Below are 15719 nucleotides of genomic sequence, written 5' to 3' on the forward strand. Positions count from 1 at the left end.
TGGCGAGCGTAACCGTGTGCAGCTGCTCGGATGCCGTGCGTGCCCGTCGTGCCTCGTACGAGTTACATGGTCAACCTCCGTTGATCAGCCGCGAGTGTCGTGCGCTGTTCCGCCCAGGGGTGCCGCGCGGCACTGGGTGGTCAGCCCGCTCTGAGGGCCATCGTCATCGCCTCCACCGCCAGCAGCGGGGCCACGTTGCGGTCGAGGGCGTCGCGGCAGGCGGCGATCGCCTCGATGCGGCGCAGGGTGGACTCCGGGGAGCTGCCGCGGGCCAGGCGCTCCAGGGCGTCCTCGGCTTCCGCGTTGGACAACGCCACGCGCGTGCCGAGCTGCAGGGCCAGGACGTCTCGGTAGAACGCGGTGAGGTCGGTCAGAGCGAGGTCGAGGCTGTCGCGCTGGGTTCTTGTCCGACGCCGCTTCTGCTTGTCCTCCAGGTCCTTCATCACGCCCGCCGTACCGCGCGGCATCCGGCCGCCCTGAGCCGCGCCCAGCGCCGCCTTCAGCTCCTCGGTCTCCTTGCCGTCCATCTCCTCGGCGAGCTGCTTGGCGTCCTCGGCGGCCGCGTCCACCAACTCCTGGGCGGCCTTCAGCGCACTGCCGATCTCCTCGACCCGCAGCGGCAGCTTCAGCACGGCGGCACGGCGCGCCCGGGCCGCCGGGTCGGTGGCCAGTCGGCGGGCCCGGTCGACGTGCCCCTGGGTGGCGCGGGCCGCGGCCGCGGCGACGGCCGGCTCCACGCCCTCGCGCCGTACGAGCATGTCGGCCACGGCGTCCACCGACGGCGTCAGCAGGTTCAGGTGTCGGCAGCGGGAGCGGATGGTGGGCAGGACGTCCTCGATGGAGGGCGCGCACAACAGCCAGACCGTGCGCGGGGCGGGTTCCTCGACCGCCTTCAGCACGGCGTTGGCCGATTTCTCGTTCAGCCGCTCGGCGTCCTCGACCAGGATGATCTGCCAACGGCCGTTCGCCGGCGAGGTGAACGACTTCCGTACGGTGTCCCGCATGTCCTCGGCGAGGATCTGCGAGCCGACGGCGGCGACGCTGGTGACGTCCGCGTGCGTGCCGACCAGGGCCGTATGGCATCCGTCGCAGAACCCGCAGCCCGGTGATCCGCCGAGCGCGCGGTCGGGCGACACGCACTGCAGCGCGGCGGCGAACGCCCGCGCCGCCTGGTTCCGCCCGGCCCCAGGGGGCCCGGTGAACAGCCAGGCGTGCGTCATCTTCGACGCCTCGGGCGGAGGTGCGGCGGCGGCGACCGCGGTGACGAGCGCGTCGGCGTCCCGAGCGGCGGCGTCCAGCTGCTCGGCCACCTTCTCCTGGCCCACGAGGTCGTCCCAGACCGTCATGCGTCCCCCGCCCTTCCACCACGGTTCGTGTCGCGGGTTCCATTGTGGGGGGCGGCACTGACAACGGGGCGCCGAGCAGGGTGGCAGGCATTCACGCCGCAGCTGACCGAGCGAGCCGGAAGACACTCACGCCGGGCTGACCGGGCGAGAACGCTCAACGCCCCCGGCCGCGGCGCCGGCCCCGCCCCTGGTCCTCGTCGTACTCGTCCTCGTGCGGCCCGAGCAGTTCGTCGGCCAGTGACGGCAGGTCGTCGAGCGGCGTCTCCTCGGCCCAGTCCGACCGGGTGCGGCGCCGAGGTGCCCCCTCCGCGTCGACCTGCGGCATCTCCCGCGTACGCTCCTCGCCCCCGTCCGGCCGCGCACCCCCCGCCCGCTCGTTCCGGAAGTATCCCGGCGGCACCCGGTCCGCGGGCCCTTCCTCACGCACCGGCGGCAGCACGGCCGTCTCGTCAGCGGCACCCGGCACCACAGGCGGCAGCACAGCCGTGTCGTCGGCGGCACCTGTCGGCGCCGGCGGCTGCGGCAGCTTTGTCGTCACCTCGGAGTCCGACTCGCCGACAGGGCGCTTACGGCCCTCGGCCGCGGCGTCGGCGTCGGCGCCCCCGGCGCCGTCCTCCCGTACCGGCCGCAGCACGGCCGTCTCCTCGGCCGGTCCGCCCGACGCGTTCGTCGGCGTCACCACCGGCGTCGGCACGGTCGAGGCCTCCGGCGCGACCGCGGGCGCCGTCGGCTGCTCGGGCCCCGCCTCCGCGGCGGCCGCGGCCTGCTCGGCGAGCCGGCGGGCCTCCTCGGCCCGCAGCAGCGCCTCCTCGGCCTTGCGCTGCTTCTCCAGCCGAAGCGCCTCCGCCTCGGCCCGCAGCCGTGCCTCCTCCTCGGCCTGCTTGCGCCGCCGCTCCTCCTCGGCCTTGCGGCGGGCCTCCTCCTCGGCGCGTGCCTTCTCCTCGGCGAGCAGCCGCTGCCGCTCCTCCTCCGCGCGCCGGGCGGCCTCCTCGGCCCGTCGCCGGGCCTCCTCCGCCTGCCGTTCGGCCTCGCGCCGCTGCGCCTCCTCCAGCTCGCGCCGCTTGCGCTCCTCCTCCTCGGCGCGCAGCTTGGCGAGCTGCTCCTGGCGCTCACGCTCCAGCCGCTCCTCCTCGGCCTTGCGGGCGGCCTCCTCCTCGGCCTTGCGGCGGGCCTCCTCCTCGGCGGCCTTGCGGGCCTCCTCCCGCTCCCGGATCTCCTGCTCGGACAGCGGCAGCATCTGGTCGAGCCGGTGCCGTACGACGGTGGTGACGGCCTCGGGCTCCTGGCCGGCGTCCACCACCAGGTAGCGGCCGGGGTCGGCGGCGGCCAGTGTCAGGAAACCGGAGCGCACGCGCGCGTGGAACTCGGCCGGCTCCGACTCCAGTCGGTCCGGCGCCTCGGTGAACCGCTCGCGGGCGATCTCCGGGGAGATGTCCAGCAGGACGGTCAGATGCGGTACGAGGCCGTCGGTCGCCCAGCGGTTGATGCGGGCGATCTCCGTCGGGGACAGGTCGCGCCCCGCGCCCTGGTAGGCCACCGAGGAGTCGATGTAGCGGTCGGAGATGACCACGGCGCCGCGCTCCAGCGCAGGCCGCACCACCGTGTCCACGTGCTCCGCGCGGTCCGCCGCGTACAGCAGAGCCTCGGCCCGGTGCGAGAGCCCGGCGCTGGAGACGTCCAGCAGGATCGACCGCAGCCGCTTGCCCACCGGCGTCGCGCCCGGCTCGCGGGTCACGACGACCTCGTGGCCCTTGGCCCGGATCCACTCGGCGAGCGCCTCGGCCTGGGTGGACTTGCCGGCGCCGTCGCCGCCCTCCAGGGCGATGAAGAAGCCGTTCGCGGCGGGGGCCGTCACCGGGTCGTCGCCGCCGCGCAGCGCGTCCCGCAGGTCGTGCCGCAGCGGGACCCCGGAGCGGTCGTCGACCTTGGCCAGCACCAGCGCGGCCACCGGCAGCAGCAGCGCGCCGACGAGCATCAGGGTGAAGGCGGCGCCGCCGTGGGCGAAGACGAACCTGCCGTTCTCCAGGCGGTGCGGTCCGATGCCCGCGGCCACGACCGGGGCGATGACCGCGCCGAGCGCCACGGAGACGCGGACGACGGCGTGCAGATGCTCGGTCGTGCGGGCGCGCCGGTAGTCCTCGGCCTCCTGGTCGAGGAGGGTGTGCCCGGTGTTGGCGGCCACGCCCGCGCCGATGCCCGCCAGGGCGAGGATGAGCAGGACGGTCGTCACGTCCGGGACGAGACCCGCGGCCAGCAGCGTGACGCCGGTGAAGGCGATGGCCAGCGCGAGCAGCCGGCGCCGCGACAGCGACACCAGCACCTTGGGCGCCGTACGGATGCCGACGACGACTCCGCCGGTCAGGGCGAGCACCAGCAGGCCGTACAGCACCGGGCCGCCGTGCAGGTCCTTGGCGTGCAGCACCGCCACGGCGACGGCCGCGGAGACCGCTCCGGCGACGGCGGCGCAGGCGAGCACCAGCAGCGGGATCGCGCCCGTGCGGCCCTTGTCGACGCCCTCGCCCGTGCGCGGGCGGCGCAGCCCCTCGAGCGGGGAACGCGCGCGTGGGGTGCGCGTGGCCGGCAGCTCCAGGTAGGTCAGCACGGACAGGGACGCGGCGAACAGGCCCGCCGCCACGTACGAGGCGAGGGCCGCCTGGTGCTGGGCGAACCAGGCGATCCCGGAGCCCAGCAGGTTGTTGAGCAGTCCGGTGACGACGAGCGCGACGGCCGCCAGCGGGATCGCGACGAAGGCCGTGCGCAGCGCCAGCCGGCGCAGGGCGTCCATGTGGTCCGGCAGCGGCCGTACCGTCGCACCCTCCAATGGCGGGGCCGGCAGCAGGGCCGGCGCGGCGCTCTCGCGGGAGACGGTCCAGAAGCGCTCGGCGACGCCGGTGACGAACGCGGTGACCAGAAGGATCGCCAGCGCGTTGTCCGGCGTCCAGTCGATCCACAGGGGCGCGACGATGAGCGCGAGGACCCGGACGGCGTCGGCGCCGACCATCGTCCAGCGGCGGTCGAGCGGACCCTCCTGCGAAGTGAGCGAAGTCAACGGGCCGAGCAGGACCGCTCCGAAGAGCAGCGTCGCCAGGATGCGCACCCCGAAAACGGTCGCCACTGCGAACGCCACGCCCCGGTAGCTGCCGCCGAAGGAGCCCTCGCTGATCGCCGCCTGCAGGGCGAGCAGGACCAGGACGAGGAGGGCGAGGGTGTCGCCGACGGACCCCACGAGGTGGGCGCTCCACAGCCGCTTCAGCTGCGGCTGGCGCAGCAGGGCGCGGACGGCGCGCTCGCGGGAGTCCGCGACAAGGGCGTCGTCGGGGGCCGGGTGGTGGGCCGTTGGCTGGTCCGCTCGCGTCATGCTTTCAGCCTATCGGGACCGACTGACAGCCCGGGGGGCGCGGCCGCACGTGCGCACGCCCCGACACCAAAGCGATACCGGGGCGTTCGTTTCGCGAACAGGACGTGAAGGTCCCGGCCGTCGCCGACCGGGTCCCGAACGCCCTTACTCCTCCGCGGACTTGGCGGCCGTGGCCTTCTTCGCCGCGGTCTTGGCGGTCGTCTTCTTGGCGGCCGTCGTCGTCTTCTTCGCCGCGGTCTTCTTGGCGGCCGTCGTCTTCTTGGCCGGGGCCGCCTTCTTCGCGGGAGCCTTCTTCGCCGTCTTCTTGGCGGGGCCCTTGGCCCGCTTCTCGGCGAGGAGTTCGAAGCCGCGCTCCGGGGTGATGGTCTCGACGCTGTCGCCGGAGCGCAGGGTCGCGTTGGTCTCCCCGTCGGTGACGTACGGCCCGAAACGGCCGTCCTTCACCACCACGGGCTTCTCGCTGACCGGGTCGGTCCCCAGCTCCTTCAGCGGCGGCTTGGCGGCGGCCCGGCCGCGCTGCTTGGGCTGGGAGTAGATCTGCAGGGCCTCTTCGAGGGTGATGGTGAAGAGCTGCTCCTCGGACTGCAGCGAGCGCGAGTCAGTGCCCTTCTTCAGGTACGGACCGTAGCGGCCGTTCTGCGCGGTGATCTCCTGGCCCTCGGCGTCGGTGCCTACCACCCGCGGCAGGGACATCAGCCGCAGCGCGTCCTCGAGCGTCACCGTGTCCAGCGACATCGACTTGAACAGCGAGGCCGTACGCGGCTTCACGGCGTTCTTGCCGGTCTTCGGGGTGCCCTCGGGGAGCACCTCGGTGACGTACGGGCCGTAGCGGCCGTCCCGGGCGATGATCTGGTGGCCCGTCTCCGGGTCGGCGCCGAGTTCGAAGTCGCCGCTCGGCTTGGCGAGCAGTTCCTCGGCGAGCTCGACGGACAGCTCGTCCGGGGCCAGGTCCTCGGGCACGTCCGCCCGCTGGTGGCCCTCGGAGTCCTTCTCGCCGCGCTCGATGTACGGGCCGTAGCGCCCGACACGCAGCACGATGCCGTTGCCCACCGGGAACGACGACACCTCGCGCGCGTCGATCGCGCCCAGGTCGGTCACCAGCTCCTTGAGGCCGCCGAGGTGGTCCCCGTCGCCGTTGCCGGCGTCGGCCGCGCCACCCTCGCCGGCACCCTCGCCCTCACCGAAGTAGAAGCGCCGCAGCCACGGCACGGACTGCGCCTGACCGGCGGCGATCCGGTCGAGGTCGTCCTCCATGCGGGCGGTGAAGTCGTAGTCGACGAGCCGCCCGAAGTGCTTCTCCAGAAGGTTGACCACGGCGAAGGACAGGAAGGAGGGGACGAGTGCCGTGCCCTTCTTGAAGACGTAACCGCGGTCAAGGATCGTGCCGATGATCGACGCGTACGTCGACGGGCGGCCGATCTCGCGCTCTTCGAGCTCCTTGACCAAACTGGCCTCGGTGTAACGGGCCGGGGGCTTGGTGGCGTGCCCGTCGACCGTGATCTCCTCGGCGGTGAGCCGGTCGCCCTCGGCGACCTGCGGCAGCCGCCGCTCGCGGTCGTCCAGCTCGGCGTTCGGGTCGTCGGCGCCTTCGACGTAGGCCTTCAAGAAGCCGTGGAAGGTGATCGTCTTGCCGGACGCGCTGAATTCGACGTCCCGGCCGTCGGCGGCCGTGCCACCGATCTTCACGGTCACGCTGTTGCCGGTCGCGTCCTTCATCTGGGAGGCGACGGTCCGCTTCCAGATCAGCTCGTAGAGCTTGAACTGGTCACCGGTCAGCCCGGTCTCGGCGGGCGTGCGGAAACGATCACCCGAGGGCCGGATCGCCTCATGCGCCTCCTGCGCGTTCTTGACCTTCCCGGCGTACGTCCGCGGGCTCGACGGCAGGTAGTCGGCGCCGTACAGCTGGGTGACCTGGGCGCGGGCGGCGGCCACGGCGGTGTCGCTGAGGGTCGTGGAGTCCGTACGCATGTAGGTGATGAAGCCGTTCTCGTACAGCTTCTGGGCCACCTGCATGGTCGCCTTCGCGCCGAAGCCGAGCTTGCGGGAGGCCTCCTGCTGCAGCGTCGTCGTACGGAACGGGGCGTACGGCGAGCGGCGGTACGGCTTCGACTCGACCGAGCGGACGGAGAACTGCGTCTGCTCCAGGGCGGCGGCCAGCGCGCGGGCGTTGGCCTCGTCGAGGTGGAGAACCTGCTCGCTCTTGAGTTGTCCGAGCGAGTCGAAGTCGCGGCCCTGCGCGACTCGCCTGCCGTCGACGGTCTGCAGACGCGCGACCAGCGACGACGGGTCCGACGGATCCCCCGCGCGGCCGGTCGCGAAGGTGCCCGTCAGGTCCCAGTACTCGGCAGAACGAAAAGCGATGCGCTCGCGTTCCCGCTCGACCACGAGGCGGGTGGCGACGGACTGGACGCGGCCCGCCGACAGCCGCGGCATGACCTTCTTCCACAGGACCGGCGAGACCTCGTAGCCGTAGAGGCGGTCGAGGATGCGGCGGGTCTCCTGGGCGTCGACCAGCTTCTGGTTGAGCTGGCGCGGGTTGGCCACGGCGGCCTGGATCGCGGACTTGGTGATCTCGTGGAAGACCATCCGCTTGACCGGGACCTTGGGCTTGAGCACTTCCTGCAGGTGCCAGGCGATGGCCTCGCCCTCGCGGTCCTCATCGGTGGCGAGGTAGAGCTCGTCGGAGTCCTTCAGCAGGTCCTTGAGCTTCTTCACCTGGGCCCGCTTGTCGGCGTTGACGACATAGATCGGCTCGAAGTCGTGCTCGACGTCCACACCGAGGCGGCGGACCTCGCCGGTGTACTTCTCCGGCACCTCCGCGGCGCCGTTGGGAAGGTCGCGGATGTGCCCGACGCTCGCCTCGACGGTGTAGCCGGGGCCGAGGTAGCCCTTGATCGTCTTCGCCTTGGCAGGCGACTCGACGATGACGAGTCGGCGGCCGCCGTGTGCGGTCTCGCTGGTCGGGGACAACTTCGCTCTTCTCTCTCCGGTCGACGCTGGGGCCTCCCCAGGCGTTCCTCCCGGGGTCGTGTCATGGTGACGCTGCGGAGTGTGACGGTACATCCCGCCCCCGTGTCAAACGGGAAAAGCCCACAACGGCCACTCGAACGGTAACCCGAGTCGCGCCATTCCTGCCGCACGGAGTGGTCAGCGGCATTCGGGCAGCGGGCGGAACGTCACGTACCGGTCACTCCCGGCCATCTCCGCGCGGCTTGGGAGATCGCGTCGTCAGACGCTTGCGAAGCACCAGACGCCGACCGCGACAGCGCCCGCGCCGGCGATGGTGGCAAGGGCCGCGGATGCGACCGGGCTCACACCGAGGGCGACCGGCCGCCGGTGCCGCAGCCGGACGGCGACCCAGGCCAGCAGGGCGGCTCCGAACAGGGCGAACACCGTGCCGGTGAAGATCGCCGGACCGCTCTCCATGGTGGGTCCTTCCCGTGCCGTTCCGTGCGGGGGTGCTGGACCCGGACGCTCGCAGCGTCGGGAGACGCGCGGGCGAACCAGGGGTGAACGCCAGGAGTCCGGACCGCCATGCGTTGCCCAAGCGGGACCGTCACGCCGAGCCGGACGGCGGCGGGGTCAGCTGTCCCGTCGATTTTTCCCCGTCGGCGCGTTCCATCGTGCAGATCACCGTGGTGAAGCCCTGGTTCCAGTTCTCCTTGGTGTTCCACCAGCCGATGATCGCCCGGCCGGAGCCGGGTGACCAGGTCGACTCGAACTTGTTGGTGCAGAGCTTCTCGGCGTTCTTGGTGCCCGTGGTGAAGTCCATGTTCGCCGGGGCCCGGGCGAAGCCGATCACCTGGTCCGTGTGCGCCTGTGCGCAGTCGGTGAGGTAGGTGTGGGTGGTGTCCTTCTCCTCCAGGTAGGTGAAGCAGTCGCCGACGCTCATCTGGGCCGCCGCCATGTCGATCCCGGCGTCCCGGAACCGCCCGACCTCGCCCCCGATGGGTATGTGCCGGCCGAGGACGAGACAGGCCGTACCGCCGCTGGACGCGCCGAATCCCTGGCGGGTCGGTACGACGGCGTAGTACCCCGCGTCCGGGAGGCTCCGCGCCAGCGGTTCGCTCTGGCGCGCGCAGCGGTCGGCGCCGTGGGCGCGCGCGTCGGCGTAGTCGGCCGCGGAGTCGACCGCGACCACCTGGCCCTCGGGGAGGTCGTTCGCGCAGTCCACGACCCCGAGGTTGGGCGGCGACTTGAACGGCTCGCCCGACCACACGGCCTTCACGCAGTCCCCGGCCTGCAGCGGCTTGGTGAGGCCGACCTGCTCGCCGTACACGTACACCGGCCCGGTGGGGGTCGGCTGCGGGGACGACCGCGCCGACGGACTCCTGTGTGGTTGGGCGCTGTTGTCGTGGCGAGTCAGCGACACCGCGCCCCACACTCCGACCCCGAGCACGAGCGTCACGGCGGCCACCGCGGCGACGATGACGACGGTCCGCCGGGAACGCCGGGGGCCACCGGGCTGCGGTACGGCCGCCGGGCTCTGCCCCGGGCCGCCGGTGCCGCCGGTTCCCGCGTACGTGACGGTGGGGCTGCTCGCGTACGGATTCCAGCCCGGATACGGCACCGGGGCCTGCGGGCCGCCCGGCGTCTGCGAAGTCGGAGTCGGAGTCGGCGGGTTGTCGGGGGTCTGCGGCGCCCCGGGCGTGTGCGGTCCGCCCGGCGGTACGGGCGACTGCTCGCCGTACGGTCCTGCGGTGACGTATCCGGGAGGCGTGCCGCCCGCCCCATGTCCCTGGGGCGTAGCACCGCCCGCGTACCCCGCAGGCATCCCACCCGCCACGTACCCCGGCGGCGGTGGGCTGTTCGGCGTGCTGCCCTGCGAGGGCGTGCTCGCCACGTATCCGGGCGGCGCCGCACCGTACCCGGGCGGAGGTGAGCCGGGTGAACCGCCTTGCGCGGCACCCGCGTACCCGGGCGGGGACGAACTCCCTTGCGCGCCACCCGGGTACCCCGCCGGGGACGAACCTCCCTGCGCCGCGTACGCCCCGTACCCGGGCGGAGGCGGACCGCCCTGTGCCGCACCCGCCGCGTATCCCTGCGGTGGGCCGAATCCCTTCGCCGGTGCCTGTGCCGCGGACTGGTGCAGCGCCTTCTCCAGGGCGGGACGGACCGTCTCCGGCGCCGACCTGCGCACCGGGTCCTTGACCAGCAACCCGTGGAGCACGGGAGCCAGTTCGCCCGCGCGGGCCGGCGGGGTCGGTTCCTCCCCGAGCAGGGCGGTCAGGGTGGCGTAGTCGCCGTGGCGGTCGAAGGGGCCGCGGCCCTCGACGGCCGCGTACAGCGTGGCGCCGAGGGAGAAGAGGTCGGCGGCCGGGGTGGGCGGCTCGCCCCGCGCGCGCTCGGGTGCGAGGTACCCGGGTGTGCCGAGGATCCCCGCGGTCGCGGTGAGCCGGGGTTCGTGGGACTCGGGCATGAGGGCGATGCCGTAGTCGGTGAGCAGCACGCGCGCGTAGGCGTCGCCCGAAGCGTCCGGCGCCAGAAGGATGTTGGCCGGTTTCACATCCCTGTGGAGGATGCCGATGCGATGGCCCGCGGTGAGCGCGTCGAGCACGGCGAGCCCGATCTCGGCCACCCGCGCGGGCGGCAGCGGGCCCGAACTCCGGATCACCGCCTGGAGGTCGACCGCGTCCGGGACGTACTCCATGACGATCCACGGGAGCCCCTCGTGGACCACCACGTCGTGCACCGTGGCGACATGCGGATGACCCCGCAGCCGCGCCGCGTGCCGGGCCTCGCTGCGGGCCCGGGCGATGCGCTGCGCCGTCTCGTCCCCGTCCACCGGCAGGTCCGGCAGCGCGATCTCCTTGACCGCGACCTCGCAGGCCAGTTCGGTGTCGTGGGCGAGCCAGACGCGGCCCATGCCGCCCGCGCCCAGCGTGCGCAGCAGCCGGTACCGTCCGTTGATCATCCGGCCCTGGCCGTGTTCCGGCGTGTCCCCCGCCATGGCGCCTCCCCCGAGACAGCGCGCCTCCCCCGAGGACGCGTGGAGCCTGTCTCTAGAAAGTAGCGTCGCATGCACCACTGACAGGAGTACTTTTCGTCACCAATCCCGTAAATCGCGGCAGATCGGACGCAGAGCCATCAGGGGTGCGAGCTCTTCCCATGAGCGACCTGCGGCACGCCGGTCACTCCGCAGGCTCCAGGAACCCCTGTTCCACCAGCAGCCTGATCTGCGCCGGTGTCCGGTCGCGCAGCAACACCGGGTCCTCGCCGACCAGTTGGGCGATGGCGTCCAGGATGCGGCCGGCGCTCAGCGAGCCGTCGCACACGCCCGCGAAGCCCGCGCCGACCGTGTCCACCTTGGTGGCGCGGCGCATGCCCCGGTGCTGGCGCAGCACGACGTGCTCCGGGTCCTCGGCACCGGGCAGCCCGACCTGTTCCTGGACGACCTCGGTGACGAGCCGGAAGCGCCCCTCCAACAGGGCCGCGTCGTCGTGCGAGCGCAGGTAGTCGACGCGGTCGAAGTGCGTCCGCACCGTTTCTCCGAGCGGCTGTTCGACCGAATGCGGCCACTCCTCCACGGTGATGGAAGGCACGGCGGCGCCCGTCCTGCGCAGGGTGATCCAGCCGAAGCCGACGGCCTTCACCTTGCGCGCCTCGAACTCGTCCAGCCACGCGTCGTACCGCGCCTGGTACTCGGCCAAGTCGCCCCGGTGGTCACCGGCGTCCCTGAGCCACAGCTCGGCGTACTGCGTGACGTCCTGCGTCTCGCGCTGCACGATCCACGCGTCGCAGCCGCGCGGGACCCACGACCTGAGCCTGTCCTGCCAGTCCTCCCCCTCCACGTGCTGCCAGTTGGCGAGGAACTGCGCGAACCCGCCCTCGTTCAAGCGGTCCCCCGCACCCTGAACGAGCGAGCGGCACAGATCGTCCCCGCCCATCCCGCCGTCCCGGTAGGTCAGCCGGGCGCCGGGCGAGATGACGAAGGGCGGGTTGGAGACGATCAGGTCGTACGTCTCGTCGTCCAGCACCGGCTCGTACAGCGAGCCCTCGCGCAGATCGGCCGCGGGGGCGCCGGACAGGGCCAGGGTGAGCGCGGTGATGTGCAACGCGCGTGGGTTGAGATCGGTCGCCGTCACACGCGTGGCGTGCCGGGAGGCGTGCAGCGCCTGGATGCCGGACCCCGTGCCGAGGTCCAGGGCGCTGGAGGCGGGCGTACGGACGGTGATGCCCGCCAGGGTCGTGGAGGCGCCGCCGACGCCGAGGACGACGCCCTCCTCGCGGCTGCCGATGCCACCGGCGCCGCCGACGGCACAGCCCAGGTCGGACACGATGAACCAGTCCTCGCCGTCGGGCCCGCCGTACGGCCGTACGTCCACGGTGGCGGCCACCTCGTCCACGCCCGCCGGGACGAGCCACCCGCTCTCCAGACAGGCGTCGAGCGGCAGAACGGCCTCCACGCGCGCGTGCGGCACGGGCTGCTGTAGCAGGAACAGCCGTACGAGCACCTCGAGCGGGGTGTCCCCGCGCGTCGCCCGCAGCGCCGGCACGGTCTCGCTGCGCGCCAGCGCCGCGTACGCGGGCGCGCCGAGCAGGTCGAGCAGGCCGTCGGCGGTGAAGGACGCCCCGAGCAGGGCGTCCCGCAGCCGGGCGGCGACGTCGGGACGGTCGGAGGCTGGCAGGGCGGGCAGGCCGGAGATACTCACGCCCCCATTGTGGCGGCCAGCGGCGACCGTCCGCAGCCCCGGCTCAGCTCCCCGTCGCCGCCGAGGAGGGCGTCGCCGAGGCCGCCTTGCAGCTCTCCTGCTTCGCCATCGCCTTGCCGACCTCGCCCTCCTCGAGCGTCTTCAGCGCGTCGTTCCCGCTCTGGCTCAGCTTGTCCAGCGAGGTCGCGATGCCCTTGAGCCCGTCGGCGAACTTGGCCTGGTCCTTGGTCTCCAGCTTGTCGACCTGCGCCTTCAGCGAGGCGTAGGACGCGGAGATGTCGTTGAGTTCCTTGACCGCGTCCTGCTGCTTCTTCGCCCCGTCGTCGACGTTCGGCGCCCCGGCGTTCTGCACCGCGGCCCCGATCGATTTGTAGGCGTCGGACATGTCCTGGAAGGCCTGCGCGTCGGTCTGCTGGACCTGCTCCGGCGTGCTGTTGTCCGAGGTCTCCTTCTGGATCGCGGCGTTGGCGGCCTCGATCTTCTTGGCCTGCGGCTGTACGCCGTCGCAGACCTGCTTGGCCCAGGAGTCCAGCTTGTCGTTGTTGTTGCTGCTGCTGCATCCCGACAGCGCCAGTACCAGTACCGCACCGCCGGACAGTGCGGCCGCGAGCTTCTTGTTCACCGGTTTGGTCCCTTCCATGGCTCTCGGCCCCGGAACATACACGCCGCACAGACGGCAACCCCATGCCGAGCGTCCACTAAAGACCTTTTTGAATCCATTTGCACCAGGCGAGAGAAGGCTCACCGTGAGCCTGCACACAGTAGGGCGCACAGACGAAGACGGGCGGTCGACGCGTCAACCCGCGCCTCCCGCCCGCCCCTTGAAGTGGAGCGCCATAAGACCGTCTACGAAACCACCGCGGGGTCCGGCGACTTGGACGCTCGCTCCGAATTTCCTTCCTCGTCTCCCATGGCGATCCCCCGCCGCTTGGAGACGTAGACCGCCCCGACGATGACGATGAGGGCGAAGACCGCGATCCCGATCCGTACCCCGAGGTTCTTGTCGTCGCCGTAGGAGAACTTGATCACCGCGGGTGCGATGAGGAGCGACACCAGGTTCATGACCTTCAGCAGTGGGTTGATCGCCGGCCCTGCCGTGTCCTTGAAGGGGTCGCCGACCGTGTCGCCGATCACCGTCGCGGCATGGGCCTCACTGCCCTTGCCACCGTAGTGACCGTCCTCGACGAGCTTCTTGGCGTTGTCCCAGGCGCCACCGGAGTTGGCGAGGAACACCGCCATCAGCGCACCCGCACCGATCGCACCGGCAAGGTAGGACCCCAGCGCGCCGACGCCGAGCGTGAACCCGATGAAGATGGGCGCCATCACGGCGAGCAGACCTGGTGTGGCCAGCTCCCGGAGGGCGTCCCTCGTACAGATGTCGACGACCTTGCCGTACTCCGGCTTCTCGCTGTAGTCCATGATCCCGGGGTGCTCGCGGAACTGCCGTCGCACCTCGTACACCACCGAGCCCGCCGACCGCGACACCGCGTTGATCGCCAGCCCCGAGAAGAGGAAGACGACCGCCGCGCCCGCGATGAGGCCGACGAGGTTGTTGGGCTGCGAGATGTCCAGGGACAGGCTCAGCGGGGCACCCTTGCCGGTCAGCTTCTCGCCCACGTCCTGAACGTTCGTGGTGATCGCGTCCCGGTACGACCCGAAGAGCGCCGACGCCGCCAGGACGGCGGTGGCGATGGCGATGCCCTTGGTGATGGCCTTCGTCGTGTTGCCTACGGCGTCCAGGTTGGTGAGCACCTGGGCGCCGGCGCCCTCGACGTCGCCGGACATCTCGGCGATGCCCTGCGCGTTGTCGGAGACCGGGCCGAAGGTGTCCATGGCGACGATCACGCCGACCGTGGTGAGCAGACCGGTGCCGGCCAGCGCCACCGCGAACAGCGCGAGCATGATCGACGTACCGCCGAGCAGGAAGGCCCCGTAGACGCTGAGGCCGATCAGCAGGGCGGTGTAGACGGCCGACTCCAGCCCCACCGAGATACCGGCGAGGACGACGGTGGCCGGGCCGGTCAGCGAGGACTTGCCGATGTCCATGACAGGGCGGCGGTTGGTCTCGGTGAAGTAGCCGGTCAGCTGCTGGATCACGGCAGCCAGCAGGATGCCGATCGCCACGGCGACGAGCGCGAGGATGCGCGGGTCGCCGTCCTTGGCCCGGATCGCCGCGTCGCTGATGCCGTCGAGGTCGCTGTACTTGGCCGGGAGATAGATGAAAACGGCCGCCGCCACCAGCCCGAGCGAGATCACCGCGGAGATGAAGAAGCCCCGGTTGATCGCGGACATGCCGCTGCGGTCGGCCCGGCGCGGGGCGACCGCGAAGATGCCGATCATGGCCGTGATCACGCCGATGGCCGGCACGATCAGCGGGAAGGCGAGCCCGGAGTCACCGAAGGCCACCTTGCCGAGGATCAGCGCGGCGACCAGGGTCACGGCGTACGACTCGAAGAGGTCGGCCGCCATGCCGGCGCAGTCGCCGACGTTGTCGCCCACATTGTCGGCGATGGTCGCGGCATTGCGCGGGTCGTCCTCCGGAATGCCCTGCTCGACCTTGCCGACCAGGTCGGCGCCGACGTCGGCGGCCTTGGTGAAGATGCCGCCGCCGACACGCATGAACATGGCGATCAGAGCGGCTCCGAGGCCGAAGCCCTCGAGCACCTTCGGCGCGTCGGCCGCGTACACCAGCACCACACAGGAGGCGCCCAGCAGACCGAGCCCCACCGTGAACATGCCGACGACGCCGCCCGTGCGGAAAGCGATCTTCATGGCTTTGTGCGAGACGGTGGTGAGATCCTTTTCCGGCTCACCCTCCGCCGGCGTCGCTTCCCGGGCCGCCGCGGCAACACGCACATTGCTGCGCACCGCCAGCCACATGCCGATATAACCGGTGGCCGCCGAGAACGCGGCGCCGATCAAGAAGAACACCGATCGGCCTGCGCGCTGATTCCAGTCGTCCGCGGGCAGCAGCAAGAGCAGGAAGAACACGACGACGGCGAATACGCCGAGCGTGCGCAGCTGGCGTCCCAGATAGGCGTTGGCGCCTTCCTGGACCGCTTCCGCGATCTTCTTCATGCTGTCGGTGCCCTCGCCCGCCGCCAGCACCTGGCGCACCAGGATGCCCGCGACCACGAGCGCGGCCAGCGCGACGACCCCGATGATCGTCACGATGATCCGGTTGTCGTCGGTGAGCACTGCGGCTGCGAAGGTTGTGGGGTGGTCCAACTCATGAGGGGTAGAAAGCCCCGCCATTCGTCCTCCTTGACGCTTGGGCTGAGCTCAAGATGTGGACGGATTCTAGGTACCCCGACCTGATCAAAACAGAGCACGGGAAACGGAATTAGCCTTCACATGCTCCTC

8 protein-coding genes are annotated in these 15719 nt (G+C 71.7%); all 8 read right to left on the reverse strand.

Going from position 1 to position 15719, the window contains the following annotated elements:
* Positions 1–140: 140 nt before the first annotated feature.
* The 8 genes from ABZZ74_RS22625 to ABZZ74_RS22660 all read right to left on the reverse strand — a co-directional run bounded on the left by ABZZ74_RS22625 (position 141) and on the right by ABZZ74_RS22660 (position 15611).
* The gene (locus ABZZ74_RS22625) at positions 141–1346 is read right to left on the reverse strand and encodes a DNA polymerase III subunit delta' (protein ID WP_356767569.1); all 1206 of its coding nucleotides are present in this window, start codon (positions 1344–1346) and stop codon (positions 141–143) included.
* Between the two features lie 154 nt (positions 1347–1500).
* Positions 1501–4704: a dTMP kinase gene (gene tmk, locus ABZZ74_RS22630; RefSeq protein ID WP_356767571.1), complete on the reverse strand. Its 3204-nt coding sequence runs from the start codon at positions 4702–4704 to the stop codon at positions 1501–1503.
* Between the two features lie 144 nt (positions 4705–4848).
* Positions 4849–7674, reverse strand: coding sequence for a type I DNA topoisomerase (gene topA / locus ABZZ74_RS22635; RefSeq protein WP_356767573.1), 2826 nt, complete (start codon positions 7672–7674; stop codon positions 4849–4851).
* A gap of 258 nt (positions 7675–7932) precedes the next feature.
* Complete coding sequence (locus tag ABZZ74_RS22640; protein WP_356767575.1) at positions 7933–8130, reverse strand: hypothetical protein; 198 nt, start codon at positions 8128–8130, stop codon at positions 7933–7935.
* Positions 8131–8260: 130 nt separating this feature from the next.
* On the reverse strand, positions 8261–10654 hold the full coding sequence (locus tag ABZZ74_RS22645; RefSeq protein ID WP_356767577.1) for a protein kinase: 2394 nt from the start codon (positions 10652–10654) through the stop codon (positions 8261–8263).
* 181 nt (positions 10655–10835) lie between these two features.
* Complete coding sequence (locus ABZZ74_RS22650; RefSeq protein ID WP_356767579.1) at positions 10836–12356, reverse strand: methyltransferase; 1521 nt, start codon at positions 12354–12356, stop codon at positions 10836–10838.
* 43 nt (positions 12357–12399) lie between these two features.
* On the reverse strand, positions 12400–12996 hold the full coding sequence (locus ABZZ74_RS22655; RefSeq protein ID WP_133044244.1) for a small secreted protein: 597 nt from the start codon (positions 12994–12996) through the stop codon (positions 12400–12402).
* Between the two features lie 206 nt (positions 12997–13202).
* Positions 13203–15611 (reverse strand): sodium-translocating pyrophosphatase, encoded by a 2409-nt coding sequence (locus ABZZ74_RS22660; protein WP_356767582.1) that lies wholly within the window; start codon positions 15609–15611, stop codon positions 13203–13205.
* Between the last annotated feature and the right edge of the window lie 108 nt (positions 15612–15719).

Origin of the sequence: Streptomyces sp. NPDC006476 (assembly GCF_040612015.1) — a bacterium.
GTDB classification, from domain to species: Bacteria; Actinomycetota; Actinomycetes; order Streptomycetales; family Streptomycetaceae; genus Streptomyces; species Streptomyces griseorubiginosus_B.